General features: G+C 41.2%; 22 protein-coding genes. 9 read left to right on the forward strand and 13 right to left on the reverse strand.

Annotated features, from left to right (window positions below):
* Window positions 1-354: 354 nt before the first annotated feature.
* Both FOF60_RS22050 and FOF60_RS22055 read left to right on the forward strand, forming a co-directional pair.
* Entirely contained in the window at window positions 355-855 is a 501-nt protein-coding gene (locus FOF60_RS22050) for a matrixin family metalloprotease (RefSeq protein WP_192473621.1), read from the forward strand.
* 21 nt (window positions 856-876) lie between these two features.
* Window positions 877-1,434, forward strand: coding sequence for a hypothetical protein (locus FOF60_RS22055; RefSeq protein WP_192473622.1), 558 nt, complete (start codon window positions 877-879; stop codon window positions 1,432-1,434).
* 59 nt (window positions 1,435-1,493) lie between these two features.
* Here FOF60_RS22055 and FOF60_RS22060 read toward each other — a convergent pair whose 3' ends face one another.
* The 3 genes from FOF60_RS22060 to FOF60_RS22070 all read right to left on the reverse strand — a co-directional run bounded on the left by FOF60_RS22060 (window position 1,494) and on the right by FOF60_RS22070 (window position 4,150).
* The gene (locus FOF60_RS22060; RefSeq protein WP_192473623.1) at window positions 1,494-1,985 is read right to left on the reverse strand and encodes a hypothetical protein; all 492 of its coding nucleotides are present in this window, start codon (window positions 1,983-1,985) and stop codon (window positions 1,494-1,496) included.
* 394 nt (window positions 1,986-2,379) lie between these two features.
* The gene (locus FOF60_RS22065) at window positions 2,380-3,657 is read right to left on the reverse strand and encodes an IS110 family RNA-guided transposase (RefSeq protein WP_264647610.1); all 1,278 of its coding nucleotides are present in this window, start codon (window positions 3,655-3,657) and stop codon (window positions 2,380-2,382) included.
* A gap of 88 nt (window positions 3,658-3,745) precedes the next feature.
* Window positions 3,746-4,150, reverse strand: coding sequence for a helix-turn-helix domain-containing protein (locus FOF60_RS22070; protein ID WP_192471054.1), 405 nt, complete (start codon window positions 4,148-4,150; stop codon window positions 3,746-3,748).
* Window positions 4,151-4,313: 163 nt separating this feature from the next.
* On the opposite strand from FOF60_RS22070, the gene FOF60_RS22075 reads away from it, so the two are divergent.
* From FOF60_RS22075 to FOF60_RS22085, 3 genes are all read left to right on the forward strand, one after another.
* The gene (locus tag FOF60_RS22075; protein WP_192471053.1) at window positions 4,314-4,445 is read left to right on the forward strand and encodes a Phr family secreted Rap phosphatase inhibitor; all 132 of its coding nucleotides are present in this window, start codon (window positions 4,314-4,316) and stop codon (window positions 4,443-4,445) included.
* 284 nt (window positions 4,446-4,729) lie between these two features.
* Window positions 4,730-5,326, forward strand: a complete 597-nt coding sequence (locus FOF60_RS22080) for a DUF5317 domain-containing protein (protein WP_192471052.1) — start codon at window positions 4,730-4,732, stop codon at window positions 5,324-5,326.
* A 159-nt stretch (window positions 5,327-5,485) separates the two neighbouring features.
* Entirely contained in the window at window positions 5,486-7,321 is a 1,836-nt protein-coding gene (locus FOF60_RS22085) for a bifunctional diguanylate cyclase/phosphohydrolase (protein ID WP_192471051.1), read from the forward strand.
* 144 nt (window positions 7,322-7,465) lie between these two features.
* Here FOF60_RS22085 and FOF60_RS22090 read toward each other — a convergent pair whose 3' ends face one another.
* The 9 genes from FOF60_RS22090 to galU form a co-directional block, all read right to left on the reverse strand.
* A complete protein-coding gene (locus tag FOF60_RS22090) occupies window positions 7,466-9,976 on the reverse strand; it encodes a bifunctional 2',3'-cyclic-nucleotide 2'-phosphodiesterase/3'-nucleotidase (RefSeq protein WP_225650006.1) in 2,511 nt (836 codons plus the stop codon).
* A 268-nt stretch (window positions 9,977-10,244) separates the two neighbouring features.
* Window positions 10,245-10,841 (reverse strand): hypothetical protein, encoded by a 597-nt coding sequence (locus FOF60_RS22095; RefSeq protein ID WP_192471049.1) that lies wholly within the window; start codon window positions 10,839-10,841, stop codon window positions 10,245-10,247.
* A gap of 292 nt (window positions 10,842-11,133) precedes the next feature.
* Complete coding sequence (locus tag FOF60_RS22100; protein ID WP_319801593.1) at window positions 11,134-14,703, reverse strand: S-layer homology domain-containing protein; 3,570 nt, start codon at window positions 14,701-14,703, stop codon at window positions 11,134-11,136.
* Complete coding sequence (locus tag FOF60_RS22105; protein WP_192471047.1) at window positions 14,703-16,058, reverse strand: S8 family serine peptidase; 1,356 nt, start codon at window positions 16,056-16,058, stop codon at window positions 14,703-14,705. Before FOF60_RS22105 ends, FOF60_RS22100 begins: the two co-directional genes overlap by 1 nt.
* Before the next feature lie 263 nt (window positions 16,059-16,321).
* The gene (galE, locus tag FOF60_RS22110) at window positions 16,322-17,290 is read right to left on the reverse strand and encodes a UDP-glucose 4-epimerase GalE (protein WP_192471046.1); all 969 of its coding nucleotides are present in this window, start codon (window positions 17,288-17,290) and stop codon (window positions 16,322-16,324) included.
* A 96-nt stretch (window positions 17,291-17,386) separates the two neighbouring features.
* Entirely contained in the window at window positions 17,387-17,656 is a 270-nt protein-coding gene (locus tag FOF60_RS22115; RefSeq protein WP_192471045.1) for an IDEAL domain-containing protein, read from the reverse strand.
* A 264-nt stretch (window positions 17,657-17,920) separates the two neighbouring features.
* Window positions 17,921-18,343 (reverse strand): hypothetical protein, encoded by a 423-nt coding sequence (locus tag FOF60_RS22120; protein WP_192471044.1) that lies wholly within the window; start codon window positions 18,341-18,343, stop codon window positions 17,921-17,923.
* Window positions 18,344-18,906: 563 nt separating this feature from the next.
* Window positions 18,907-19,278: a hypothetical protein gene (locus FOF60_RS22125; RefSeq protein WP_192471043.1), complete on the reverse strand. Its 372-nt coding sequence runs from the start codon at window positions 19,276-19,278 to the stop codon at window positions 18,907-18,909.
* A 298-nt stretch (window positions 19,279-19,576) separates the two neighbouring features.
* Window positions 19,577-20,473, reverse strand: coding sequence for a UTP--glucose-1-phosphate uridylyltransferase GalU (gene galU / locus FOF60_RS22130; protein ID WP_192471042.1), 897 nt, complete (start codon window positions 20,471-20,473; stop codon window positions 19,577-19,579).
* A 307-nt stretch (window positions 20,474-20,780) separates the two neighbouring features.
* Here galU and FOF60_RS22135 point away from each other — a divergent pair, with 307 nt between their 5' ends.
* A complete protein-coding gene (locus tag FOF60_RS22135) occupies window positions 20,781-21,152 on the forward strand; it encodes a hypothetical protein (RefSeq protein WP_192471041.1) in 372 nt (123 codons plus the stop codon).
* Complete coding sequence (locus FOF60_RS22140; protein ID WP_192471040.1) at window positions 21,119-22,039, forward strand: hypothetical protein; 921 nt, start codon at window positions 21,119-21,121, stop codon at window positions 22,037-22,039. Before FOF60_RS22135 ends, FOF60_RS22140 begins: the two co-directional genes overlap by 34 nt.
* Window positions 22,040-22,070: 31 nt before the next feature.
* Here the strand turns inward: FOF60_RS22140 and FOF60_RS22145 are convergent, their stop codons facing one another.
* The gene (locus tag FOF60_RS22145) at window positions 22,071-23,147 is read right to left on the reverse strand and encodes a WYL domain-containing protein (RefSeq protein ID WP_192471039.1); all 1,077 of its coding nucleotides are present in this window, start codon (window positions 23,145-23,147) and stop codon (window positions 22,071-22,073) included.
* Between the two features lie 158 nt (window positions 23,148-23,305).
* Here FOF60_RS22145 and FOF60_RS22150 point away from each other — a divergent pair, with 158 nt between their 5' ends.
* Both FOF60_RS22150 and FOF60_RS22155 read left to right on the forward strand, forming a co-directional pair.
* Window positions 23,306-23,560 carry a hypothetical protein gene (locus FOF60_RS22150; protein ID WP_192471038.1) on the forward strand — a complete coding sequence of 85 codons (255 nt, stop codon included), beginning with the start codon at window positions 23,306-23,308 and terminating at the stop codon, window positions 23,558-23,560.
* Between the two features lie 53 nt (window positions 23,561-23,613).
* The gene (locus tag FOF60_RS22155) at window positions 23,614-26,274 is read left to right on the forward strand and encodes a S8 family serine peptidase (RefSeq protein WP_192471037.1); all 2,661 of its coding nucleotides are present in this window, start codon (window positions 23,614-23,616) and stop codon (window positions 26,272-26,274) included.
* The last annotated feature ends 186 nt before the right edge of the window (window positions 26,275-26,460 follow it).

Raw genomic sequence — 26,460 nt, forward strand, 5'->3', positions numbered from 1 at the left:
AACCAACTATAAAACTACCTCAAGACCCTGGAGTTACCCTCCAGGGTCTTTAGTTTTGAACTCACTTCACCGCTTTAAATCACTGGGGGTCTGACCCCCAGTGCGGTGCTGTGGTGAAGCTTTTTATTTTCTTCTTATACTTCATTGTTATTTTCCCCGCCTTTTTCCTGTTTTCTCTTTAATTATCTTTCATTTTCTCCCCTTTTCATTTCACTGCATACTTATGAGAATATTTAAACAATTATACATTTTATCCTGCTATACTCCTATTAAAGGTTGGCCAACCTTAGTACTAGTTTTCCAAATGTAATAGATATGATCGTATATATAAATGATTATAAGGTGGGATACAAAATGAAAAAATTCATTAAAAAAGGAATCATTGTCGGGGCTTTGGGAATTATGCTTCTTCCTTCAGGTGCATCGGCCCATTTTCTAGGCTACGATTCAGTCGACGGCAAGGAAATCCGCTGGGGAACTTACCATGGAACTACAAAATGGACAACCGCCAGGAACGCAGCGATCTCTACCTGGAACGGAATCAATCCAATCAATATTCTTGGCGATACATCCTCTACCATCGAGGATCTATCCTTTAAGGATGCTAATCGCTCAGATGTAACCTGGGCTGGATTATATAGCAATTTATCTGGCGCAGACAGAATCCAGTTGAACAACTATTATCTAAATGGCTATACAACCGCTAAGAGGCAGAATGTCTTCACACATGAACTGGGACATGCACTGGGACTGGCACATAGCTACTCTGATCAAATCATGCACAAATATGTCACCTCCAAGACTAGCTTAGGCTCACACGACAAATCTGACTACCATTCCCTTTGGGGCTATTAATTTAAAGGAGGAATCGCTACCATGAAAAAGATTACGATCTCACTAACTCTAGCAGCCGTCATTACAGGCGGATTTTTAGGTGCAAATTATATAAATAACCAACAAGCAAGTGCAGATAACGTTGTCGTAAGGGAAGCACATGCAAATTTCATTGATGATTTTTCAGATAAAAGAAAGCTTGTAGGAGCAACGGATAATGTTTTCATTGGAAAAGTCATCGAACAGGCTGGATCAAAATCGTTGGATGGCGGTCCAGAGACACAGTTTACAGTGGAAGTCATCTCGACGGTAAAAGGTAAATTGTCTGGTGAGGTTCTTGTCAATCAACAAGGGGGTTACCTGGAAAATGAAGAAGGAGAAACAGAACTTCTTCTAATTGAAGACGACCAGCTTCTTGTACCAGGTGAAACATATTTATTCGCAACAAGATACTTAGAATCTGAAAACTGGCATACTGTAGTCCCAGCTTACGGGGACATCAAAATCGACAGCGAAGCTAAAAAATCTGAAATTATGAAGGCCTTCAAGGAAGCATACAAGAACCAGGTTATACCAGCAGACTTAAAGGATAAAAAATAAAGTCGAGCTCAAAGGTGTAGATAATTTTCTACACCTTTTTTATCGGCTAGTCTGGCACTTTATTGCCGGAACATTGCCAGTTTGTCCTGCACCAATTGAATATAATCTTCCTTTTCCTGAAGAGTAAAAATCGCACCAGCCTGCTGCAGGAAATAAATACCCTGTGTCACATCGCCCCGCTCAGCAAAAATAAACCCTTTTTGATAAAGAAGCTCCCCCAGCAAATAATTCGAATCATTCTCAAGTGCTAAAGAAATCCCTTTGTCAGCGACAGATAATGCACTATTACCATCAGCGAGTTTGTAATAAATTTTACTTAAATTATAGTAAACCCTGATTAAGATTGAAAAATCCATTGGATATAAAGCTTTATTATAAATTTCCTGAGCTCTCAAAAATGATTCCTTCGCCGCTTCCCACGCCCCTTTTTCCCCATAGATGATCCCGGTACTATTGATGATCTGTATATCCTGCTCAGTCGCCTGGATGGAATCCTTTAAATTCAGCGCAGCCTTCAAAGCTTCTATAGCCTGCTCAAAATCATGGTCCAAATAGTAAATACAAACTCCCTCTATAAATATTGATATATCAACGGTTTGACCCGTTGGTGGGATGTCAAAAAAATATTTTCCGACATACACCCTAACAGATATTAATAAATATGTGATTCTCTTACAATTGGTGGGTACGCTACGCGGTCACTACTGGATAATGATGGTAAGTAGTGATTGTTAGATATACGATGCACAATGGATCTCTGCGTAGCTTATGATGACGTACCCTCCCATGTCTCTGGGCATCAAAGTGCCTACATTCCTTCGTTCGGTCTAGTCATAAGGCAGAGGCTAGCGAAGCTCCTTTAGGGACTCGAGGTCGGATGGTGTTTATAGTGCCAGCTTCTCCGTGTCATCCTGTTGTCTAGGTCTTTTAAAGGGATGCAGGACTTTACATAGCCTCTGCGAGACTAGGAATATCCTTCATCATTCGCTTTGCGTCAAACGCTTTGTGCTTCGTGCTAATCCCGTGGAGAACTTTTAAGAGTTTCCCGCATAGGACCACGATGGATTGTTTCTTGCGTAACGGATTGTCCTTACGATTTGTGTAATACTCATGTAGCTTTCTAAAGGCATCATTATGACGAACCATAGGCATCATCACTCGGAATAAGAGCGCTCGAAGCTTTCTTCTGCCCCTTTTGGAGATTCTCTTTTGTCCTTTGTGCTGGCCGGATGAATTTTCCCGTAATGTCAATCCCGCGAGTTTGATTAGTTGGCGTGGATCTTCATAGTGAGAAAAGCTTCCGATTTCAGCGAGTAAATCAACAATCGTGGTATTTCCAAGGCCAGGAACAGTTGAGAGCCATTCGTATTCCACTGATGTTTTAACAAGGTCGACCAGGTGCTGCGTAATGCTTTCAATCTCCTGTTCCAACTGGTGGTAACGGCGAACGAGTGTGGCGATTTCAATACGGGCCATCTCCCGCCCTTCTGTTACCCCAATCGAGTCTGAAGCGAGTTCTATGAGTCGTATGGCTTTCGGCCTTTGGGGGGATTTGAGCCCCTCGACCTTACGGTAAAGTGCCAATACTTCATCCGGTTGTTTCTGATGAAGATCGGCCGGAAATGGTGTGCACTCCAGGACAGCCATTGCCATCTTCCCGAATGACGGGAAGACCTGGGTGAACTCAGGAAAATAGCGATCGATCCAGCGAATAATCATGTTTTTGACAGACCCAAGTTCCTCGGTCAACTTGCTTCTGAACGTTGAACCCACACGGAGTTCAGCCTCCATATCCTTTAGGATGCGAGGATAACTGAAGCGCCCGTCCTTGATTAAGCGAGCGATTACCAGGGCATCCTTGCGATCATGTTTGGTTGGCAGGTTATCATCCAACTCCTTTGATCGCTTGACGTGCATAGGGTTGGTCATCGCCAGGGGAATGCCCCGTTCCTCAAGGAAATAGGCTAGATTTAGCCAATAATGGCCGGTTGGTTCAATCCCGACAATGACCTCCGTCTTTTTATATTCTTTCATGGCAGTCAAAATACGCTGGTAAAAACTTTCGAAACCCTGGCTGGACTGTAATACCGAGAAAGACTTTCGGAGCACACGTCCACGGTCATCGACAAAGCAGGCGAAATGTTTTCGCTTCGCAATATCGATTCCGATTACGAGTGTATTTTCGGTGACTTGATTTATTTTCTGATTTTGTTTAAAATCCATGTTGGAGTCCTCCTTGGTTACCTAAGTTAGGGGTCATCTCGGTCCACGATTTGACACCCCGTATCATACCAAGAGGGCTCTTTTTTGTTCAAGTCCCCGAAAATCCTTCTAACAGGAATGCTCCTTTATGCCAGGAAATGAATTGCTTTTCCTCAATATTTTGAAAAGATGGATGCTTCTCAAGTTTACTGATTATCCTTTTTACTTCCCTATAGTCCTTCTTTTTGATATGTTCCCGTACTCTATATTTCGATTGGGTGACAAACTCATAATGTTCCTTGGAAATTTGATTGATGAAGTGGTTGGTGTTGATACCTAATCTTTCGGAAATATTCACTAGCGTGTGTATATACGGACTGATTTCCCCTGTTTCAATCTTACTGATCTGCGATTGACTGCAAATTCCGCTGGCGAGATCTTTTTGACTGATTCCAAGTTTAACTCTTATGGAATGTATCGATTCACCTAGATTTTTAAAATTAAATTCTCCCATATGTATTTCTCCTATCCTATCTTTGAATATTCCTATAAGAATATTCGTTATCGATAACAAGGGATTTTATCGGAAAATTCCAACAAAATAACCCAAAAATCGCTTGTAAGTAAAAATACCTATAATTTCATACCATGGTATATTTTTCTCAGGAGGGATTATGATGAAAAAACTATCTAAAATTTTATTCGGAATTGCCATTCTAGGTATTATGTCATTTGCTGTTCCTGTCGCCCAAACTTCCGCACATGCAGAAGCACCAACGCCAACTGTTGATCTGCCATTCGAACACTAAAATGCTCTAAGTTAATAATATACTTAAAATGAAATATTTGTAAAAGACAAACTAGAATGTAACCATTTTACACGCTGGAATATCACAGCGTGTCTTTTTTTGCGCAGCGCAACGAAATAATAACTGATAAATATCCAATGCTAATACAAAATTGTAAGACGATTGAAATTTATCATGAAAAAAGACCCTTTCTATTAAAATCAGATATTGATATACTAAAAAAATGAGTGAATTGTTATATTTTTCTTCTTATTCCAATAAAAATAAACAGGAGCATATATACTATGGTTTTTGATGGTATTATTTTAGCAGTTATTGTCGGATATCTTCGGAAAGGCTGCCTTAAATCTCTTGCAACTTTGAAGTTAAAATTCGGCTGGGTATTCCCGCTTCTTTTGCTCGTCCAGATTGCCGTTTTTTCACTTCAGAATGAAATCCCTGCTCTTGGCCAGGCAAGTGGCTTTATATTTATGCTCGTATATATTGCAGGTTTGTTCTTTTTGGCAATGAATTGGCACTATAAGGGGTTTGCGATTATTTTCATAGGCGTATTCTTGAATTTCCTGGTAATGGCTGTTAACGGCGGCCGGATGCCCGTATCAATGGAAGCAGCTGTCATACTGGATCCAGCATATATTGAAGCAATTAAAGCAGAGCTATACGCGAAGCATGCCGTGCTGACAACTTCCACAAACCTGGGCTTTTTGGGAGACATCATCCCTCTAACTGACCCATATCCGAAAAATCAGGTAATTAGCATTGGCGATGTCTTAATGAATATCGGCATTTTCATGTTCATCCAGCATCTAATGCTAGGCCATTTTAAAAATAAACCGAAAGACGACGTCTCCTTTCAATTGAAAGGAGGTGAAACAAGTTGAAAAACACAAAAGGTATCGTACTTAACGCAATTATCCTTGGTTCTTTAATTATCGCTTTGACATCTGGTTTTAAACTAATCTAATACTTAATCCTTTAGGGGAAGTTGGGTATTTCTACGACCACTTCTCCTTCCTAATTTATAAATGTGAGTGATGGAAATGCATAAATTAAAAAATCCTTCCACAATATATTTAATTATCATCTCTTTAATTGGAATTAGTACATTCACCGCTTTGCACCAGGTTTATTTTGATGCAAGCGCAAAGACAGTTGTCTTGTATGCGCTCATTGGTGCAATAGTGCTAGTAAATAAATATCCTATTCCCCTGCCGCCTGATGGCAACTCCATCTCTATGGATTCCGCCATTTTCCTTGGTGCTTTATTTCTGTACGGACTGGGAGATACACTCGATGTCTTGTTCATATATACCCTGATCTTTGCAGGCATCCAATGGAAAATTAAATGGTGGAAGCATGTGTTCAACTTCTCTATCTATTCCATAATGATTATCGCAGCACACTTTGCATTCCTTTTTTTCGGCGGAGAAGTCGGTGATATTAATTCATCAAATATCATCCCTTATATTGCCTCTTTAACGGTCTATTTTATTTTGAATACCACTCTTGTCAGCACTTATTTTTTTCTAGCGCAAAAAGAAAGTCTTTTGAATGTTTTCGGTGGCTTTCTTAGAGATAGGACATTCCAGGCCAGCTATTTCATTATTTTCCTACTTTCGCTTGTACTAGCGATCCTGATGCAGCATGAACATATTTTCGGGCTTTTCTTGTTCGTTTCAATTGCACTTCTGCTGTCAGTTGCCTTTAACCAGCATTTTCAGGATCTCCAGGTGGTTTCACAGAAGGCAAAGCATGATTACTTGACCGGACTATATAATCATGGCTATTTTAAGGAACAACTTGAAAAAGAAGTTGCGTTACTCCAGGAACACTTCAAGCCACTAAGCGTTGCATTGATCGACCTTGATGATTTTAAAAAATATAATGACCTTTTCGGACATGTCCAGGGTGATAGATTATTGAAAGAATTCGGCACGCTGCTTCACCAGCATTCAAAGAAACAGGAATTCCTTGTAGCTAGATACGGCGGTGAAGAGTTTGCTGTCCTTATGCCGAATAAGACGAAAGAAGAGGCATTCGCTTTCCTTGATAAGGTGAGGAAAACTATTAATGATACAGCATTAAATGGTGTAGAAATCCTTCCTTATGGCTGCCTGTCCTTTTCTGCTGGAATTGCTGAATTTGAAAAAGGCACCTATAATATTGCTGAACTTTTAAATAAGGCTGACCAGGCACTTTACTTTTCAAAAGCACAGGGTAAAAACATGGTCCATATTTATGATAAAACAGATCAGCAATTGGATTCTTCCTACTCCTTTGAAAAACAATTTGAGGAGGCGGAGCAGCAGTTAAAAATTTTCTTATCAAAAGATATTTATACATACCGCCACAGCAAAAGGGTTTTTCAGTACTCAGTTGATTTTGCCAGGAAGATTGAGCTTTCGGATCATGAACGTCGAATTTTTACGCTGGGCGCGCTTGTCCATGATATCGGTAAGCTCGAAATACCGAGGGATGTCATTAACAAAAAGGGAAAGCTCGACCCTCATGAATGGGAAATGGTCAAGAAGCATGTAATCTGGGGAAAAGAAATCATATCTACCAATAAGGAGCTTCAAGAACTAATCCCGCTGGTAGAGCTGCATCATGAGCGCTTCGACGGAAAAGGCTACCCGCACGGTTTAAAAGGAGAAAGCATTCCGAAGCTTGCCAGGATGCTATGCATAATTGATTCTTTTGATGCGATGACAACGGAGCGCCCTTACCAGAAAACGAAAAGCTTTGCCGAGGCCATTGAGGAAATCCGCTCATGCGCTGGCGAACAGTTTGATGCCTATTACGCAGAGCAGTTTATCCAAATGATCGAGCAGCAGTACGATATAAATAGGAAAGTTGAAGAAGAAATTGTTGTATAGGTGGTAACCCCCTTTTTGAAGGGGGTTTTTGTTTTAACACATTAAAGCACCGGGGGTCAGACCCCCGGTGCTTTAAAGGGATGAAGAAAGCCCTCCGTTGGCGGGAGGGCTTTCTTGTTTCTACTAATGTATCAATTACAATAATTATTTGTTGTTCAGTAGTGACACAACTTTAGCTGCTTGTGCTCTTGTGGCTTTGCTCTTTGGCTCAAATTTGCCGCCGATGCCTACCATGAAGCCTAATTGGCTTACTTCGTTGACTGATTCTTTAGCGAAGTTGGAGACTTTGCTGACATCAGTGAATTTAGCTGGTGTTGTAGCATCGTATTTTTTGCCTGTCTTGAATTCGTAAGCACGGACAAGCATTGCAGCCATTTGCTCACGGTTGATTTGTGCGTTTGGATCGAACTTATCTTTAGTCATGCCTGCTGTGATGCCTGCTTTGTAAGCAGCTGCGATATCAGCTTCAAGTGCGCCTCCAACATCCTTGAACGGATGCTCTTTAGCAGCTTCAAGCTTCAAAGTTCTAGCAAGCAATGAAACAAATTCTCCTCTAGTTACATTTCCGCTTGGCTCAAATTTATCAGCAGACTTTCCTTTAATAATGCCCATCTCAGTCAGTTCTGCAATAAAATCGAAAGCCCAGTGGTCCTTGTTAACATCTTTGAATCTTTGAGGTGTTTGTACAGGGACTTTAGCTTTTGTACTCATATCGATAGAATACTTAGCAAAACCGTCTTCCTGAGTAGCCACATACTTATAGTTATCAGTTGGTCTTACAAACTTTTGGCCTTCTGGTGAAGACAAGAAGTATACATTTACATCCTCCTCAATTGTCTTGAATGACCAGTTCATATCTGGAGTCGGATCAATGACCTTCTTATCAAGAACATAAGCGGATACAACTTCCCTGCTTGACTCAGGAGACTTTACGATAATCTCAGAACCTTGTACTCCAGGGAAAGTTCCAGATGCACGGTAGTCGTTAGTTGCAACTACGAATTTTTGTGCAGGGTCAATGGCTTTTCCTTCGAATTGCAGGTTAACAATACGGCTAGAATCAGCGTTAACTACCTTTCCTTTCGCATCATACTTAGCCGGCTTTGTTACATCGATTTCGTAAGTAACACCATCAATTACATCAAAGTTGTAAGAACGGTATTCGCCATTTACAAGATTTTGTTCTTCTGTAATATCAGTTTTAATTTGGTTGAACTGACCAGTAGTCATTTCTAGCCATTCTTTAAGCTGCGCACCAGTTACAACAACTGCATGTAAAGTGTTGTTATCATACAAGTATAAGTCTGCAGCATTTTTAATTTGCAAAGTTCCCTGAGGAATATTTGTATAGTAATTTGGATTGTCACGAGTACCAGCTTTGAATGGTGCAGCTGCTGATAGAACTGGAAGCTTTTCAAACTCAGTTCCCTGAATAGCATTTTCCGTGTACCATTTTTGAGCTTCGTTCAATACCTGGATGGCTTCGTTGTCTTTAATTTGTGAGAAATAGCTGTTGATTGGCGCAGTTGCTTTACCTAGCGCGCCCTTCATGTAGTCCTTAGTAGCTTCATGGTCATGCTTAACTGCATCAACAACACCTTGATGTACGTCTGCATTTGAATGTGTACCTGTAGAATCTTTAGTGAAAATTTGACGTGTAGAGCTCTTAGTGTCCGTAATTGTCCACTTACCAGAAGCATCTTTTTCAAGAGTCATGTCAATTAAGCCCAGATTGTCTCCCCACATACCTGCCTGTACAGTCGCAACTCCGTTCAGAGTTCCTTTTTCCAGGTCAGCACCTTCTAATCCTTTGTATTTATCACTTGGGAAAGTAGCATGTGAGTGACCGAATAAAATTGCATCAATTCCTTCAACCTTGCTCAAGTTGTAAGTAGCATTCTCTTCGTTCTTTCCATTTGCGTTGACATCGATTCCAGAGTGAGGAATAGCAACGATCAGTTCTGCACCTTTTGCTTTCATTTCTGGAACAAACTTGTTAGCCGTTTCAATTATATCCTTCGCGATGACTTGTCCGCCGATGCGAGCTGCATCCCACTGAGTGATTTGTGGAGGAACAAATCCGATTACGCCAACCTTAATCTTATGTTTCTCGCCATCACCGTCAATTACTTCTTTATCCAAAATAACATAAGGTGTGAAGGCATTTTTATCATCAGTAGCATCATCAATGTAGACGTTAGCATTAACATAAGGGAAATTCGCGCCTTTTAACGTACGGTCAAGGAAGTCTAGTCCGTAGTTGAACTCATGGTTTCCTAGGTTACCTGCGTCGTAGCCCAGTAGATTCATAGCTTTATATACAGGGTGAACCTCGCCGTTTTCTAACTTATTTACCTTTGCGATGTAATCACCCATCGGGCTTCCTTGAATGAGGTCACCGTTATCAAACAATAAACTGTTCGGAGATTCCTCTTTCGCTTTTTTGATCAATGTTGCTGTTTTGGCAAAACCAAAGTTTAATACTTCTTTATCTTGATAGTAATCGTAGTTCATCATGTTGGAATGCAAGTCAGTCGTTTCTAGAATGCGGAGCTTAATAATGTCCTGATCCATGACCTCTGCATATGAAACCATTGGTGTCGCTTGAGGTATAATTAGACCAAGCGCTATAGCCGTTGCAGCTAGTTTCTTCATCTTTTTCAAGGTATTTCCCCCTAAATAATGTAATCGCTTGCAAAGGATATTGTAGCCTACCAGAAACTAAAAGTTAAGAGATTTTTTCTATATTAATAAATATTTTACAAATAGGCCAAATTTCATGCTGGAATTTAACATATTAACGCAGCACATCGGTGGGGGTCAGACCCCCACCGATGTGCTGTGTTAAAGGATTTTTATAGATATTAAGCTAAGTAGCAGGTATGCAAAAAGTACCAGAGGTATTGAAAGTTTTTTTATATCTTTATTTATCTTTTTTTGATGGTTTGTGTGCCAAGAGAAATATTATTAACAATGTTATTGAAAGAACTAGCAGCACAAATTCTTCTATATATTCCACTGAATAAAAGGAAAACTTTCGTCGTATCTGATGTAAGAAAGGTTCAGGCACTGGTTCCTTACGAATTTCTGCATACTTAATATGTTCGACTGTATTGCCGCCTAATGCCGGTTCCAATCCATACTCTCCACCAGTCAGCCAAACTTCAATAACATCACCTACTGCAATATCCATCCTTTCTCCTCCGGTGTATTCATTAGACTGCCAGGACGGTATGTACCAGTAAAACACTTCTATAGCCGTCTTTTCTTTTGCATCTTCAGATCCTTTGATCAAGCGATCCACTCTTAAACTCATACTGCGAATTTGCTGCGGGTATTTTTCATCCTGGGATATATCCTTAAACTTCGCATCAGCGGTGACCGTCCCGATTAGATGTAAAGGTGCTTCCTTTTTTCTCTCCTCTACTTCAGTCGGAGGAGGTGCTGCCAAACCAGTAGACTCCAGCAGAAATATTCCAACAGAAAATATGAGGCATAATAATGTTAGCATTTTCTTCATTTATCAGAACACCTCTCTCTTGTTAATTGACCGGGCCGGTATAAAGTTAGGACTCACTTCTATACAATACATAGACGTACTATTTCGGAGAGACGTTTCAGAGGAATTAATGATATAACCTTGTTCACTTTATCCTGTTAACGTGTCGGGGGTCTGACCCCCACTACTTTAACGCTGTACACTAAATTTAAACAGGCACCATCCGATTTCGGAGGGTGCCTGTCCTTTTCACTTTATCACTTTACAGTTCCGGGGGTCTGACCCCCAGTGCGGTGGTGCGGTGAAGCAGAAATTATTTGATTTCGCCTAGTGCGTCAAGCAGGCGGTAAAGGATGACCGCTGATTGTGCACGTGTTGTGTCGGCTTTTGGTGCGAATATTTGATCTGCGTAGCCGTTTACTAGCTTAAGTGCTGCTGCTTGGGCTACGTAGTCTTTCGCAAAACTGCTGATCTTTTTATTATCCTTGAACGAAGCTGGTGCTTTTACGCCTTCAAGCAGGCTTGCGTCCTTGTACTGGATCGCTCTGATTACCATTGCAGCCATTTGTTCGCGTGTAATCTTCTCATTTGGAGCAAATTTGCCATTGCCCATTCCAGATATGATTCCAGCACGGTTCGCTGCTTCGATTTCAAGTGCTGCCCAGCTTAATCCAGCAGGTACATCCTTGAATGTTCCCTGGTATTCAGCAGTCTGCAGGTTCAATGCGCGAGCTACCAGAACCGCGAATTGGGCACGAGTGACGCTTTCGCCGTGAGCGAATAGCTCATCCGTTTTACCTTTGATGATCTCGCGTGAAGCCAAGACTTCAATCTCATCTTTAGCCCAGTGAGTTTTCACATCCTTGAATGTCTTGCTGTTTTCATAGACTGCAAACTTGCCAGTTTGGTGCGTCTTGAATGTGAATGTATCTCCAGTTACTTTACCGCCTTCGTAGTCTGACTTATTGCCAGCTACAGCGTATGCAGCAACCTTTCGCTTATCAGTGAGCTTTTTGCCTGCTAGAGACACCGAAACTGCAACTGGCTTATCAAACTTCGTATAAGCAGTTTTCGTACCGTCCTTCTCCACCACTACATACAAGTTCACTTCTGCAAGAGCCTGTGCAGCAGATGCTTTAACAGCCGGTTTACCGATTGTGAATACAACATTGCCTTTCTCTTTAGCAAGATCAGCTAAAACTGCCGCAGGTACGTCTACAGACTCGCTGCCTGTCTTAAGAGTCAAGCTCTTCTTGCTCTCTGCTGCTTTAGCAACGGAGTCAGCAGGAAGCTTTGCATTAACCGTAGATACCTTATCTGATACTGAAGAGAAATCTAAAGTTACATTTTTATCAGAAGAACCATTAAGTGCTGCGGCAAACTTCTGCTCATCAACAGCGACTGTCGCTTCTCCTTTAGAAGTATCTACTGCGACTTCCCCTAAGTCACTGCTAGGTGATGGAGAAGGTGCAGGCGATGGACTTGGACTTGGATTCGGAGTAGGACCAGGTACCGGATCACTTCCCCCTGGATTTTCATCCTTTACTAATTTCTTTATAGTCACTTTCTCGGTTACCTTATTACCAGCTAAATCAGTGACTTCAAAAACGAAATGATTATCTCCATCTATTAAGGCAAGGTCGACATTGATTGTTTTATTGAATCCACGCATTTCATATGGTTCAACAAACTCATTAAAGAATACCTCGTTGCCATTTACATAGGCACGAATTTCATCAAAGTTATCTTCCACCTGAAGTGTGACGGAAACATTATCAACTTCAGGTCCAACTGTCTTAGAAACGCCTTTGACCTTCAAAGTTGGAGCAGTTGAATCTACAAACAAGGTGCGTTGGAAGGAAATTTCGTTATTCTTTCCATCAACCGCTGTGACATCGAACTTCTTGACTCCATCAGTATCAAAAGTCAGTTTAGTTGAGAAGTCATAACGTTTCTCCGCTGCGTTGTAAACCAGATCTGCAGCTTGTCCAGCAACCTTCAGATCATGGATTCCAGAATTGTCAGCAACCCATCCAGAAACAACTGTTTCTTTCGTGTTGATGGTTCCAAAAGCATCTGGAGTTAAAACGTGTACATCCGGAATTTCTGCATCTACTGCATCCTGTGCATTAACAACTGTAATGTTTCCTGCATAGTCCACAGCTACCACGTCAACATACGATGTTTCAGGAATTGAACCAAGGTCATATGTTCCGTCACCGCTTAATGGAGCATCCAATACTGACTCACCATCAACAAGAACATCCACATATGCCAAGCCGCTTCCATTTTCATTGTCAGCTGTATTTGTCAGTGTTAATTTTTTCGTTTCAGCATCGTATTCTGCTTCAACTGTTGGAGCAGTAACGTCAACTTTTACAGGGTACGTGTAAGACTGCCACTCAGCACCTGGGTAGTCTACTACGGCTCTGACTTCGATGAAGTAATCTCCTTCTGCAACATTTTTAAGATCAGCGACGCCATCCCATGCTCTTGCAGGGTTCAGGGAGTAATTAGCGCTTCTTCCGCCGTCATAGTAGTTCTTCCTTACATTGTTCTCAGTACGGAGCGTACGGATTTTGTTGCCATCCTTATCAAGGACGTTAAATTCAACTTTCTTAGCATTCCTCAGGAAAGATACCAACGGAATTACCTTATCCTGTGAACCATCTCCATTTGGAGAGAATGCCATAAATTCCTTTTTAATATCTCCATTAAAAACGTCGTAGCCAAGGAAATTATAGTTTTCATCCAATAGGCCAGTCATACCATAGAATGACTCAACCTCCCACTGTGCAGCATCAACGATTGGCGCCTTGCCCCATTCACCATTGAAACCAACGTAAGGAACAGTCAATTGAGGGTAAGTGTCAGCTTTATCAGTTAAAGTGACATATCCTTCCACGAAATAACCATTCTTGAAAATGGTTGCCGCATCAACATAATCGCTTGCATCGCTATTAAAAACTTTAGCGGTAGATAAATCCATCGCTACAGTGATTTCTTTTTCTTCGCCAGCAGCCAATTCGACCACTGCTGTTTCCTCACCATTAATTGTTACGTCAACACCCTCAAGCGGTTGTGCCTCCAGCTCACTTAACTGGAAACCCATCTCTCCAAAAAGGACAAGGTCAGTCTGAACATTGACACCTACATCATAGCTAACAGTCTCATTAGAGTAGTTCTTAGCTTTTAATGTAAAAGTAACATTGTCTCCAACTTCACGCAGTGCAACTTTTGCTTCCCCAGTTGATTTTTCTGCAACTACCACAGGTGTTGATAAGGCTGCATGCAATTGCATTAACCCCGCACCCTGACGTCGTGGCGAATATGGAATACTTAAACCGAGTAGTCCGTTGGCAGTACCTTTATCAATAACAGGCGCACCTGTATTCATCAGGATATTTTTTGCAAGATTGACCCTCTCAAGGCCCGTTACACCGAATTCGGAATCCACACGCTCCAGTACCAAAGCAGATCCCCCGGCAACATGAGGAGCTGCCATGGATGTACCGCTCATCATACCGTATTTGTCGTCCTGGAATGTTGATAAGATCTGTCCACCAGGGGCTGTTATTTCTGGTTTAAAATCAAGATTTGGGGTCAATCCCCATGAAGTGAAATCACTCATTTTATTTGCGGATGGATTGGACGCTTTAGCTGTATCTCCTTTAAACTCTAAAGTAACTGGTGTTCCAGCATCTAGCAGAGCCTTCATTTTTTCTCCATCAGTCTTCAACATGAATAATTGAGGGATTTTAATGCTTGCTTCAGATGCCATGCTCAAATAACCATCAGCATTATTATAAATGATTACTCCAGCAGCTCCAGCCTCCTGTGCATTTTTAGTCTTATCTACAAACCCAATATCTCCACGTTGAATTAATGCATACTTACCATTAGATTAACTTTAGCAACGTCTTCTGGTTTTCCCAATCCGGCAGCCACTACTTCAAATGTTTTATTTTCTACATCGTTAGGGTGTACAGAGCTAGCAGATAAGAATGGCACCTTCTCAACATCTTCACCCACTGCATACGTGATAGCGTCTAAATTCATATAACTATTCTCATAAGATGCTACCTGCAATGAATTGTAGGAAACACCTGGTGACCCTGAAACACCAATATCAGGGTTGGAAGGTGAAGGGTTTGCTGCAGCCCAACCATTCCCAAAATGCGCTGAGTTACCGGCAGAAATCGCCATCATGACACCATTCTCAACTGCTTTTTGAACAGCCTTTTGTTCAGGGTCATCCGGCAATACGAATCCTGCAGTCGAACCCAAGCTCATGTTGATAACGTCAACACCTAGCTTGATTGCATCATCGATTGCTTTTACATAAATATCACTGAATGTAGATGGCATTTCAGGGTCATTACCGAAAACCTTCAAACCAAGGATCTGTGCTTCTGGAGCAACCCCCTTCAAGCCTCCGTTTTCTTCATCACCGTTTGCACCTACTGTTCCAGAAACGTGCATACCGTGCATGGATGCTTCCTTGCCAAGGTCAAGGATTGTATCGTTGTCATCCATATAGTTGTATGCGTATGGAACTTTCTCTGTATAATACTTACCTTTTAAGCCATTTTCTTTGGCAATTGCTGCGACTTCTTCTGCTGTGAGCTCTTCTTCTGTTTCCTCAGAAAGAATCATGTCTCTGTGCTCAGGATCGATACCAGTATCGATGACACCGATGACCATCCCTTCACCTTTGTAACCATACTCGTCCCATGCCCTTTGAGCTTCTACCAATTCCTTACTGTAAAGCATTTCAGGCTTTGTTTCAGGACGCTTGTATTCATGAGCTATGTAAACTTCAGCTACATTCTCAAGATTTTTAATAAATTTAATGTTTCCATACTCTACTTCAGCACTAAATCCATTCACCACAGTTGTAAAATTTTCAAGGACGTTGATATTCAGTTTCTTCGCGCTCAACTGGGAAACAACTTCATCCTGTTGCTTAAGAGCTGCAGATTCCAGGCTTTCTTTAGTCGCTTCATCAAGCTCGCTGTATTTAACGCCTTTTTGCTGAGCAAAATCAATAGTCGGTTGATTCTTAAGCTCTACGATCACACGGACCTTTTCAGTATCAGCTAACTCGACAACAGCGTTATTCAGGTTTTTTTGAACTTTAGTCTTTACTTTAGCAGCCGGCTCAGGCACTGCTGCCATAGCTGCATTAGAAAATGCAAGAGACATTACAAGTGCACTAACTATACCTTTTTTTAACACCTATTTTCCCCCTTAAGTAGTTTAGTAGATTACAAATTATACTCCTTTCTTTAATATTCTGGAATTTATAAAGATTCCGATTATTTAATTAATACCATATATTACTTTAGTAGTAAATATTTATTAAAATACTATTTCAAAAGAATTAGATTTTTAATTTTTCGACAAAAAAGTACCAGATTTAATCCATTAATCGGATTAAATCTGGTACTTATACACCATCTTATAATTTTAGCCATTTATCTACTAACAATTAATCGACTTTAATTGCTGCTTTTATGCCATTCCCAAGCGGTTGCAATAATATTATCCAAATTTCTTTCTGCCTTCCATCCAAGTGCCTGCTGAATTTTTTCAGAGGATGCTACAAGTCTTGCCGGGTCACCGGCTCTTCTTTCAGACATGACAACATTGGCTTTGCGGCCAGTCACCTTTTCACATGTGTTGATTACTTCTTTCACAGAATATCCATGCCCGTTACCTAAATTATAGATGGCTGTTTGAATCTTTTCGCTCAGCAGGGATTCTAGTGCCGCAATATGGGCACTAGCCAGATCCGTTACATGGATATAGTCACGAATGCAGGTTCCATCTGGTGTGTCATAGTCATCTCCAAAAACGGAAATTTGCTCTCGCTGGCCAAGTAAATGCTGCAGGATGATGGGAACCAAGTGTGTTTCAGGATCATGCATTTCACCAATTTTCCCCGAAGAGCTTGCACCAGCAGCGTTAAAATACCTCAGCACAACAAAGCGCAGATCATAGGCAGAAGCGAAATCACCCAAGATTTTTTCCACCATCAACTTTGATTGTCCATAAGGGTTGATAGGCACGGTTGGACTTTCCTCGCTGATCATATCTGCGTCCGGAATTCCGTATGTTGCCGCTGTCGATGAAAAAATAAAGTTTTTCACATCGTACTTCAACATTACTTTTAATAGCGTAAGGGTAGCAGCTACATTATTTTCATAGTATTTTAACGGATCAACAACCGATTCTCCTACCAGGCTGTTCGCTGCAAAATGCATGACACCTTTAATAGGATATTTGCTAAAAACAGTCTCCAAATCCTCCTGACTTCCCAGATCCCCTTTTACAAAAATAGCTCGGGAATCAACCGATCTTTCATGCCCTGTTGAGAGATTATCCAATACAACAACCTCGTGCGACTTAACCAATTCCTCAACAAGATGACTGCCAATATAGCCAGCCCCGCCCACAACTAAAATCATACAATTATCTCCCTCTAATTCAATCTGTACTCTTAGTTTACTATAAATAAAGCGACAGGCACCACCCAATAATTGGATGGTGCCTGTCACTTTATTTTATAGAACCTCTTCCCATCCATCTGATGTAAGAGCCATAAATCTTTCTTTATCCTTCAATTCCAATGCGAGGTCAATTTCTTCTGTTCTCTTTTTTTCCAGGAATTCCTGTTGGACTTTTTTGATGACAGCGTTGGCGCCTTTTGTGTATCTAGTTCTCTCCTGGTTTAAAAGGTGTTGCGTGTTATCTTCCAAACTCACAGCGTCGTGATACAAGTCAATAAATTCTTCTGGTTTATAAAAATTAGGCTTTTTATCATTGTTCATCATCAACACCTCTTCCCGATTGTTATATTAATTTCTATTTACCCACAATTTGCCTATAATTAAACGCGCCTGATAACTTCCTTTTATTTGAAAATCACCAGGCGCGCAAGATTATTTCTTCGGATATACTGATTCAGCCCTTCTCTCCCAATAATCCGCAGTATTATTTTCGTTTTAAAAAAATTACAACTTGGGCTTTAGGCGTTTTTTAGCATATTCTCTAAGTCGGTTGATTTATTCCGGTGAATCTCCTTAATTTAATAGAGACTACATTCCTCTTTCCTCTATAAATCTCATCATTTCCTGATCGATTATTCGAACCACTTCAGGACGACTGTACATAGTTAAAACTACTTCCTTTAAATCGTCTTCTATATGTATTTCAGCTTCAATCCTGATATCAGCGGTTTCCCCTTTGTAAGTGAGCGGAAAGGTTCCAATCTCATTAAGTTCATGGTCTACCTTCATACCCTCAATTTCAGACTGGATAAAGTCAATTTGCTCGCTCGTAAAGCCTTGATTGAAAACCTGTGATAACTCCTCCAAAAAAGGACCCACATTCTCAAGATCAAAATTCATCCCAGCAGCAAGTTGCTCCCCCTGTTTAACAGCATCTCCCCTCTTAACAAACAACACATAAACTCCCCCAGCAATCACCATCAACAGTACCAGACAAAGTAGAGTCTCCATCCAAATCACCCTCCATAAACTTCACCGCGTTAAACGGTTGGGGGTCAGACCCCCAACCGTTTAACGCGGTGAAGCAGTTCATTCGTATTATGTCTGACTTTGTTGTCGATTTTTCTAAGTATTTGATGAACGATACTTATTATGCCTTTTGACCTATAAGGAAATACTTTGGATATTAAAAAAAGAGAGGTGAGAGGAATGGGATTGCCAAATTTGAGGATGCCTACAGGTGCGGCCGCGTATGGTGGTTCACACTAGATAGCAGGAATGGGTTTAAGTTGCAAAAAAAAACAAATTGACGGGGCATTATAGGGTGCTTGATCCTGCGGACTACCGGCTTGACTGGGGATTAAATGAACATGATATCCGCGACACTTTTCAAACTGTATCAAGGTAATAATACAAGCTAAAGGAGGTATATTTAATAATGAAAATACAAATTCCGACCCCAATGGGACCAGTAATTGTTGAAACAGATTCTTGTGGTAAAGGGAAATAAAAGATTGATTTCAAATGACTATTAAAAATACAGAAAAGGCAGGGAATTAAGCTCCCTGCCTTCCTTATGCTTCCTTCTGCCAGGCAAAACACATAAATCGCGCATCAGACGTAAGCCATTTTTGTGCATGAGCCTGATCAATTAGCTCCTTATGTTCAAAGAAAATCTTCTTGGCATAAGGAAGTTTTACATCCCTAACCGCTTCATTCAATAAACTCAAAATCCTCTTGTCCTTATTTGTCAGCATAGCAAACTCATTTGTTTCTTTTTCTTTGGCAATAACTTTGACCAAATCCTTGGATTGTTGGCTAAACATATGAAAGTGATTCGGTTCAGTTATCCGGTTCCATTCCTTTAAAATGACTTCTCTAGCTGCCCCGTAGCGTTGTTTACTCATTAGATTCTCAATTTTAAAGACAACACTTTCGATTTTCACAATTAATCCCGTCCATAAGTTTATTTAATCTATCTCTATTTTAATTAGTAAAATAGTCCTAGTCAATCTATATTGAAGGAATATTCAATCATTATTAGTTCTTCTATTACTAATTTAAATTAACGAAATAAATGGAGTTGGCGTTCGTTAGGATTAGATAAATCAAAATGAAATAGTAACACTATTGCTTTGATTTTCTCTCTTGCTACCAATGGACATCAGCCAGCTTGTGACTTACTTTACCACTTTAACTCACCGGGGGTATGACCCCCGATCCTTTAACGCGGTAATGCCAGAATTACCACCTCATCTTATCTTTACGTTCTTTTTCTACTATAACATCCAGGTATTTTAAGATATCTGAGCGAAGGTTAGGGTCTTTCAAAGCGAATTCAATGGTGGTCTTTACGAAACCTATTTTTTCACCCACATCGTACCGTTTTCCTTCGAAGTTATAAGCGAAGACGCGTTGGATTTGATTGAGCTTTTGGATGGCATCTGTCAGCTGGATTTCACCGCCTGCTCCGGTTTCCATCTGGTCTAGGAACATGAAAATTTCAGGTGTAAGGATATATCGCCCCATAATCGCCATGTTGGAAGGTGCCGTACCTGGAGCTGGTTTTTCAACGAGATTCTCTACAACATACCGCCGGTCCTCCAACTCATCCCCATCTATAATTCCATATCGGTGTGTCTCACTCATTTCCACTGGCTGCACCCCAAGTATCGTTGATCGCGTTTTATCATACTGTTCCATTAATTGCGCCAAACAAGGTGTGTCACTCTGGACAACATCGTCCCCAAGCAGGACCGCAAATGGTTCATCACCAATAAAATGCCTGGCACACCAAACAGCATGCCCCAAACCCTTAGGCTCTTTCTGCCTGATATAGTGGATATTCGCCAGATTTGACGGATACCGAACCTTTTCGAGCAAATCAAGCTTACCTTTTTGCTCCAGATTCATTTCTAGCTCAGGTGAAAAATCAAAATGATCCTCAATCGCACGCTTGCCTTTACCTGTCACGATGATGATATCCTCAATTCCAGAAGCGACCGCCTCTTCCACTATATACTGGATTGTCGGCTTATCAACAATTGGCAGCATCTCTTTCGGCATTGCTTTTGTCGCCGGCAGAAAACGCGTACCCAGCCCAGCAGCAGGGATAATCGCCTTTCGAACTCTTTTTTTCATACTCCCCCTCCTCTGCAATCCCCTAACTCTTTGGTCTTTATCTTATCAATTTATATTATCAGTCTAGATTCTTTATGAAAATTATATTTTCAAACCACTATCCTTTCTTAATCAAACGTTTGATTAAAACCCCTTGAATCCAAGCATGTCAAGACCTCATTCCATCAGAACAAAAAAACCTCACCCTTTAACACAGTAACGCACCGGGGGTCAGACCCCCAGTGCGTTACTGTGTTAAAGCAGGCATGAATTTGTAACTTCTCCCTTCTCTGCCCGTCTAAGTTAATAACAATAATTAGAGGATATTATGAGGAGACATCATGTAGTAGCCGCTTTGCTAGGAGTCGCCATAACCATTTCAGGATGTGGACCGAAGGATAATGTTAATAATAGTTTCGATACAACAACGGGAACGCAGGTCCAGAATTCTCTTCCTGCGAATGAATCAGGCTGGAAAACGATTGAGGTTGTCAACAACAGAGCCATCATTGCCAAGTTGAAGCAGACTGCCAAAGGGACCCCGGAACGCGATAAGAAACTTCAAGAATTCAAGGACCGAGAGGATTTTAAAGACGGCTTGTTTGGTAAGCCGACTGATGAACTAGCAGAAGCACTTACTTTGCAATCTGTCGAAGGAACTAGGCTTTGGAAAAAATCTATGGCGGATACAAAGGACTAGAGGATAATATGGTGGTTTTTCTAGAAAACAGCAATCAAAACGGTGAACAGATAGTCTTTTGGATTGGTGTCAAAAAGGCAGATGACCGCTTGACCAGGTACTTAGAAGAAATGCAGACAAAAGTCGATGCAGGAGAAATTAAAGCGGAGTATATCCATATCTTCTATTCTCCTTACACAACAACTGAGAACTATGATTTAACCACTAAGGTATATGAGACTGTAAAAAGCATTCATAGATTATCAGGTTATACCAGCGGAAATCACTCTTCCCATGTAAATACCGTCACTGGAGAAATCATCATTGGCCACAACTTCCTTTCAGAAGAAGAGAAAAATCAAATCATAAAACAGTTACCGGAAAGAAAAGTCGTCTTTGAACAGAGAGGCCGAATGATTCCCAAAGGAGGAGATCCTGACACCTTTTACCCTGAAAAGGAATTAATCGACCAGCCCTCCAAGGAAGGCAATCATATCATGCAACTATCCGAAGGTGGTTTGCTTGCGGTAAGTGCACAGGGGCGTGTGTACAACAAAGCAACGGGAGAATTGCAATTTGGCGCTACCCACTTCTCTTTCCCTAAGGCCGCCCAAAAGTTGAAAATTGAGCAAAGGCTTGAAGTCAAAGCGGACGGACCGATCATGGAATCCTACCCAGGCCAGGGAGGCGCACTCTATGTCACATTCCTGCCAGAATACAAGCCTGCTGGCGCGAATATGTCCGAATCCCAGGTAGTCAGAAAAGCCATCCCGGAGGCTAAAAAAACAAGCAGCGATGAATTACTCATTATCCGAGACATCTCTTATAATGCAGAAAAAAGCGTCTGGACTGTAAACTTCCAGTATGGATTTCGAGGACAAGAAATTGAAATTAAGATTCCAAAGTGAAGGAAACCCCCCTATTTTTCCAGGAGGTTTCTTAATAATTAATAAATCTATGTCTGAAGACTTTCCTTCCCGAATATATAAATCTAGAATTGCTATGACGAAAGATTCCCTTGAATGTACATCCAACGTTTTTCTTAGGTTTATCCGTCTCAACAATGTTCTCAACCTCAACTAAATTTCCACCAACTTTATTATTGTTGGTTTTATTTCTCTTTACTGCTTGATTCCAAGCATGGGGTTGGTAATCCGATAAGTCATTCGGATCCAAATAAACAGGTTCGATCTCTTCTATTTCAGACCAATCCGCAATATTTTTAAATGAATGTGAATTTCCATATGTGCCTACAACCCGAAAAGTAATTCCCTCTTTTCCAGCAAAGTCTTGGGCAGCTTTAAACTTAGCCTGATTTTTCGGGCTTCCAATATCTCCAGATAATTTAATTTCAATTAACTCTCTTCTACCATCCTGATAAGTTACCATTAAATCCGGTTTATAATGGCTGCTTATCCTTTTATAAAAATACTGTATTCTTATTGGTTCTACTTCAAGTTCAAGTACATCATTGTTTTTATTTAAATCTCGAATAACTTTATGCTCTAAGGGACTTCTACAGATTCCCTTTTGTTTCATTTTGCTAAGGTGGATGGTACATGGGTAACCATTTGATATTTTTTTATTGGAAACTGACGGGTTGTTCTTTAGTAATTTATCTTTCTTAAGTTCTCTATACAACCGAACTTTCAACTGTGTTATATCTAATTCGAAATTCTGAGGATATGCAAAGGCTGTAAATCTATTGGGATCTGCATAAAACTCTTCCAAAGAAGGACTTTTTAATTTAAAAATAATGGATAAAGGAATGCATTTTTCTGATACAAGATTATTTTTAATTTCACAATTCTGCACCCTCTTTAGATTGAAACACCTAATATCTTTTTCTAAATGACAGAAACCAAATAAATAGTAAGATTTATTCCTTATCAGTAAATACCAGGGGTCCACAGTTCGTTTTTTAATACCCTCTTCACTGAAATAATCCATTTCTATTTGGCATGCTTCTTCGATAGCTCGGGCCAATTGAGGTTTTAATATTCGCAGTCCTCTCATAAGTTGCCTCACCTTACCTGTTTGATACCTAATATATCGGTCGAAATCTTGTATTTTTTTATCATCATCCCAAAAAAGATGGTGCCTGTCACTTTAAACCCACCTTTAACCCTCCGATATTAATAGCATCCAAGTTATTCAACAAGAAGGGACAGAGTATGAAAAGGAAAAGGTTTCGTAGTTTAGTTGTCGTTCCGTTTGCTGCAGTAAGTCTTATGGTTACGTCTGTATCTCCTGCGCTTACATTAGCGTCGGCTCCGATCACCGCAATGCAGAAATCGGAAGTTGTCGTAGTTTACAAGAATTCAGCCGGGCGAGAAAAGGTTTTGAATCAGGCGATCGAAGTAAAGGATGAGTTTACATCCTTGAAAGCCATTAATCTAGTATTACTGGATTCTGCAATTCATTTTTAAAAAATGACCCGGATATCAGCTATATCGAGCACCAGATCGATCAACAGGTAGAATTGCTGGGAACCCCCGGACAGTGGAATGTAGAAGCTGTCAACGCTCCTAAGGCTTGGGCACAAGGAATTACGGGCCAGGGAGTAAAAGTAGCGATCATTGATTCAGGTGTTGCCTATCATAATGAAATGCCGAATGTAGTAAAGCGGGTCAGCTTCGTAGAGGACGACCCAGCAACCCTAAAAGACGAGTCCTCCCCTTTTGACAATCATGGCCATGGCACACATGTTGCCGGGATTGTCGGAGCGAAAATCGGCGGGCCGACCTCGATTGAAGGCAGAGAATTTGTAGGTGTTGCACCCAATGCGAGTCTCTACTCACTGAAAGTCATGGACGGTGACGAGGGAAGTATTTTGAACGTCATTGAAGCGATTGATTGGGCGATTGCCAATGATATGGATATCATTAATCTCTCCCTTGGCCTGTCTAGCCACGTTCAGTTATTACAGGATGCAGTTGACAGAGCATATAATGCTGGGATTTTACTTGTTGGCGCTGCAGGCAATGATAATGTGGGCAGTCCGGTCAATTATCCTGCTAAGTACGAATCGGTGATTGCCGTTTCTTCAGTTGACTCAAGAAAAACACTATCCAGCTTTTCCTCTACCGGTGCAGAGATAGAATTCACAGCGCCAGGCAGTGGAATAGCCAGCACATATGTTAATGGAGGCATTTCAACTTATGGAATGATGAGCGGAACATCCCAGGCGGCCCCTCATATTGCAGGATTCCTCGCGCTATTGAAGCAAAAGAATCCATCCAAAACGGCGAGCGAGCTTCGTGTCGAATTGCAAAAATATGCAGAGGATTTAGGTTCTGAAGGCCGCGATGAGTTTTATGGATACGGGTTAATCGATTACAATACTTTGGACGAAGTTCCACCGGGTGATGTAATGAACCTCCAAGCAACCGAAACAACCACAGAATCTATTACAATTTCTTTTACAAAGCCGGCCGATGCGGATTTTGTAAAAACAAACCTTTACCTGGACGGTGTGTTCTCAGGTGAAACGACACTGGACTCATACACACTGACTGATTTGAGTCCAGACACGGAATACAATATTAGCATTAAAACTGTTGACGGACATGGCAATCTTTCTAATGGTGTCAGTATATTGATAAAAACAAAGGCTTTACCTGATACCACTGCACCCTCTGAAGTAACAGAAATGAGAGCAGAAAGTATCACAGAAACTTCCGCAATAATTTCGTGGACAAACCCTGCTGAGGCTGATTTTTCCCAGGTGAATCTTTATCTTAATGATGAAAAAATAAAGACAGTGCTGAAGGAAGAAACTCCTTCTTATACATTGACGGGCCTTGCTCCTGACACTGCCTACTCTGTGCTCATCAGGACAGTCGATCAGGCAGGGAACGAATCAACTGGTAAAACTATTGCTTTCACTACAGAGGCTAGTCCAGTCGAAGTTCCTGTTGAATCACCGTATCCTAGCGAACCAGGCGAGCAGGATCCATCAGAGCCGGGCGGAGAAGAACAGCCAGTCAACCCGGGGCCATCAGAACCTGGCACACAAGACCAGCCAGTCAGCCCGGTACCTACTGCACCTGCCCCGAGTCCGGTTGAGACTTCACCGATATCGGGTGATCATGGTCAATTATTGGTTACCAAAGAAAAACTGGTTGAAAACAACGGTAAAATCGAGTTGACTTTACCATCAAACACAGAAAAAATCATTTTCTCTCCGGATGTTTGGAATGAGTTAAAAATAAAGAATAAAGACCTCTACGTGTCGTTTAATGAATTGTCTATTTTAATGCCAAAGGAAAATATAGCGAATTTGAGACTTGAGCACCTTACCGAGATCTCTGTTAGCAAGGAAACATCGGCACCACCAAAAGGTGCTAGCCTATTAACTGACCTCGCAAAAATCGAGATGGTCGACCAAGTGACTAAAAGGCCAATCAATACTTTTGTTAAGCCACTTACAATCACATTAGATCTTCCAGCTGTTCAAATTGCTGGCCTTGAAAAAACTATGTTCGGAGCTAGAAAGGCAGGCGGCGAGTGGCAGTTTGCAGGCGGAAACATTGCCGGTGGAAAATTAGTTCTGCACACAAAGCAGTTAGCCTCTTTTGCTGTATTGGAGAATCATCGAACATTCCTGGATATTAAAAATCATTGGGCTAAACCCGAGATTGAACAGCTTGCATCACGGTTCATCATTCAGGGCAAAACGGCCGACCTATTCTCACCTAACGAGGAAGTCACACGCGCCCAGTTTGTCGTGCTGCTCGCAAGAATGCTCAGCATTCCGACCAGAGAATACTCTGGAACGTTCAAGGATGTACCTAAAAGCCAGACATGGGCTGTCGGATTTATTGAAGCTGCTCAACGCCATGGAATTACCTCTGGGCTTGGCGATGGCACATTCCAGCCGAACCGCGTCATTACCCGCCAGGAAATGGCAGCCATGATCGTGCGGGCACTGAGAGTCGAAAATCCTGATGCCCTCCATGAAAACTCAAAAATGACTAAACCATTTACAGACGACAAGCAGCTAAGCACCACCTTCAAGCAAGAAATCTATCAAGCAACCAAAGCAGGACTCATAAAAGGCCTCCCAGACGGAAGCTTCAACCCGCTCGCCAAAGCAACAAGAGCCCAAACAAGCGTAGTACTATACCGCGCACTACACTAAAGCATAAACGCGCCAATGCGCCGGGGGTCAGACCCCCGGCGCATTGGCGCGTTAGTTTGTTAAAGTCACACTTCATTCACATTTTTAAATTTTCATAGGTCTCTTTTTGCTTTATTGAATTGAAGTTTCTTTGAATCTATTGTAATATTGAGAGGAAAACTTGTTGCAAGCGTTTGCATTTATTAA

The organism is Mesobacillus jeotgali, from assembly GCF_014856545.2.
Classification (GTDB): Bacteria; Bacillota; Bacilli; order Bacillales; family Cytobacillaceae; genus Mesobacillus.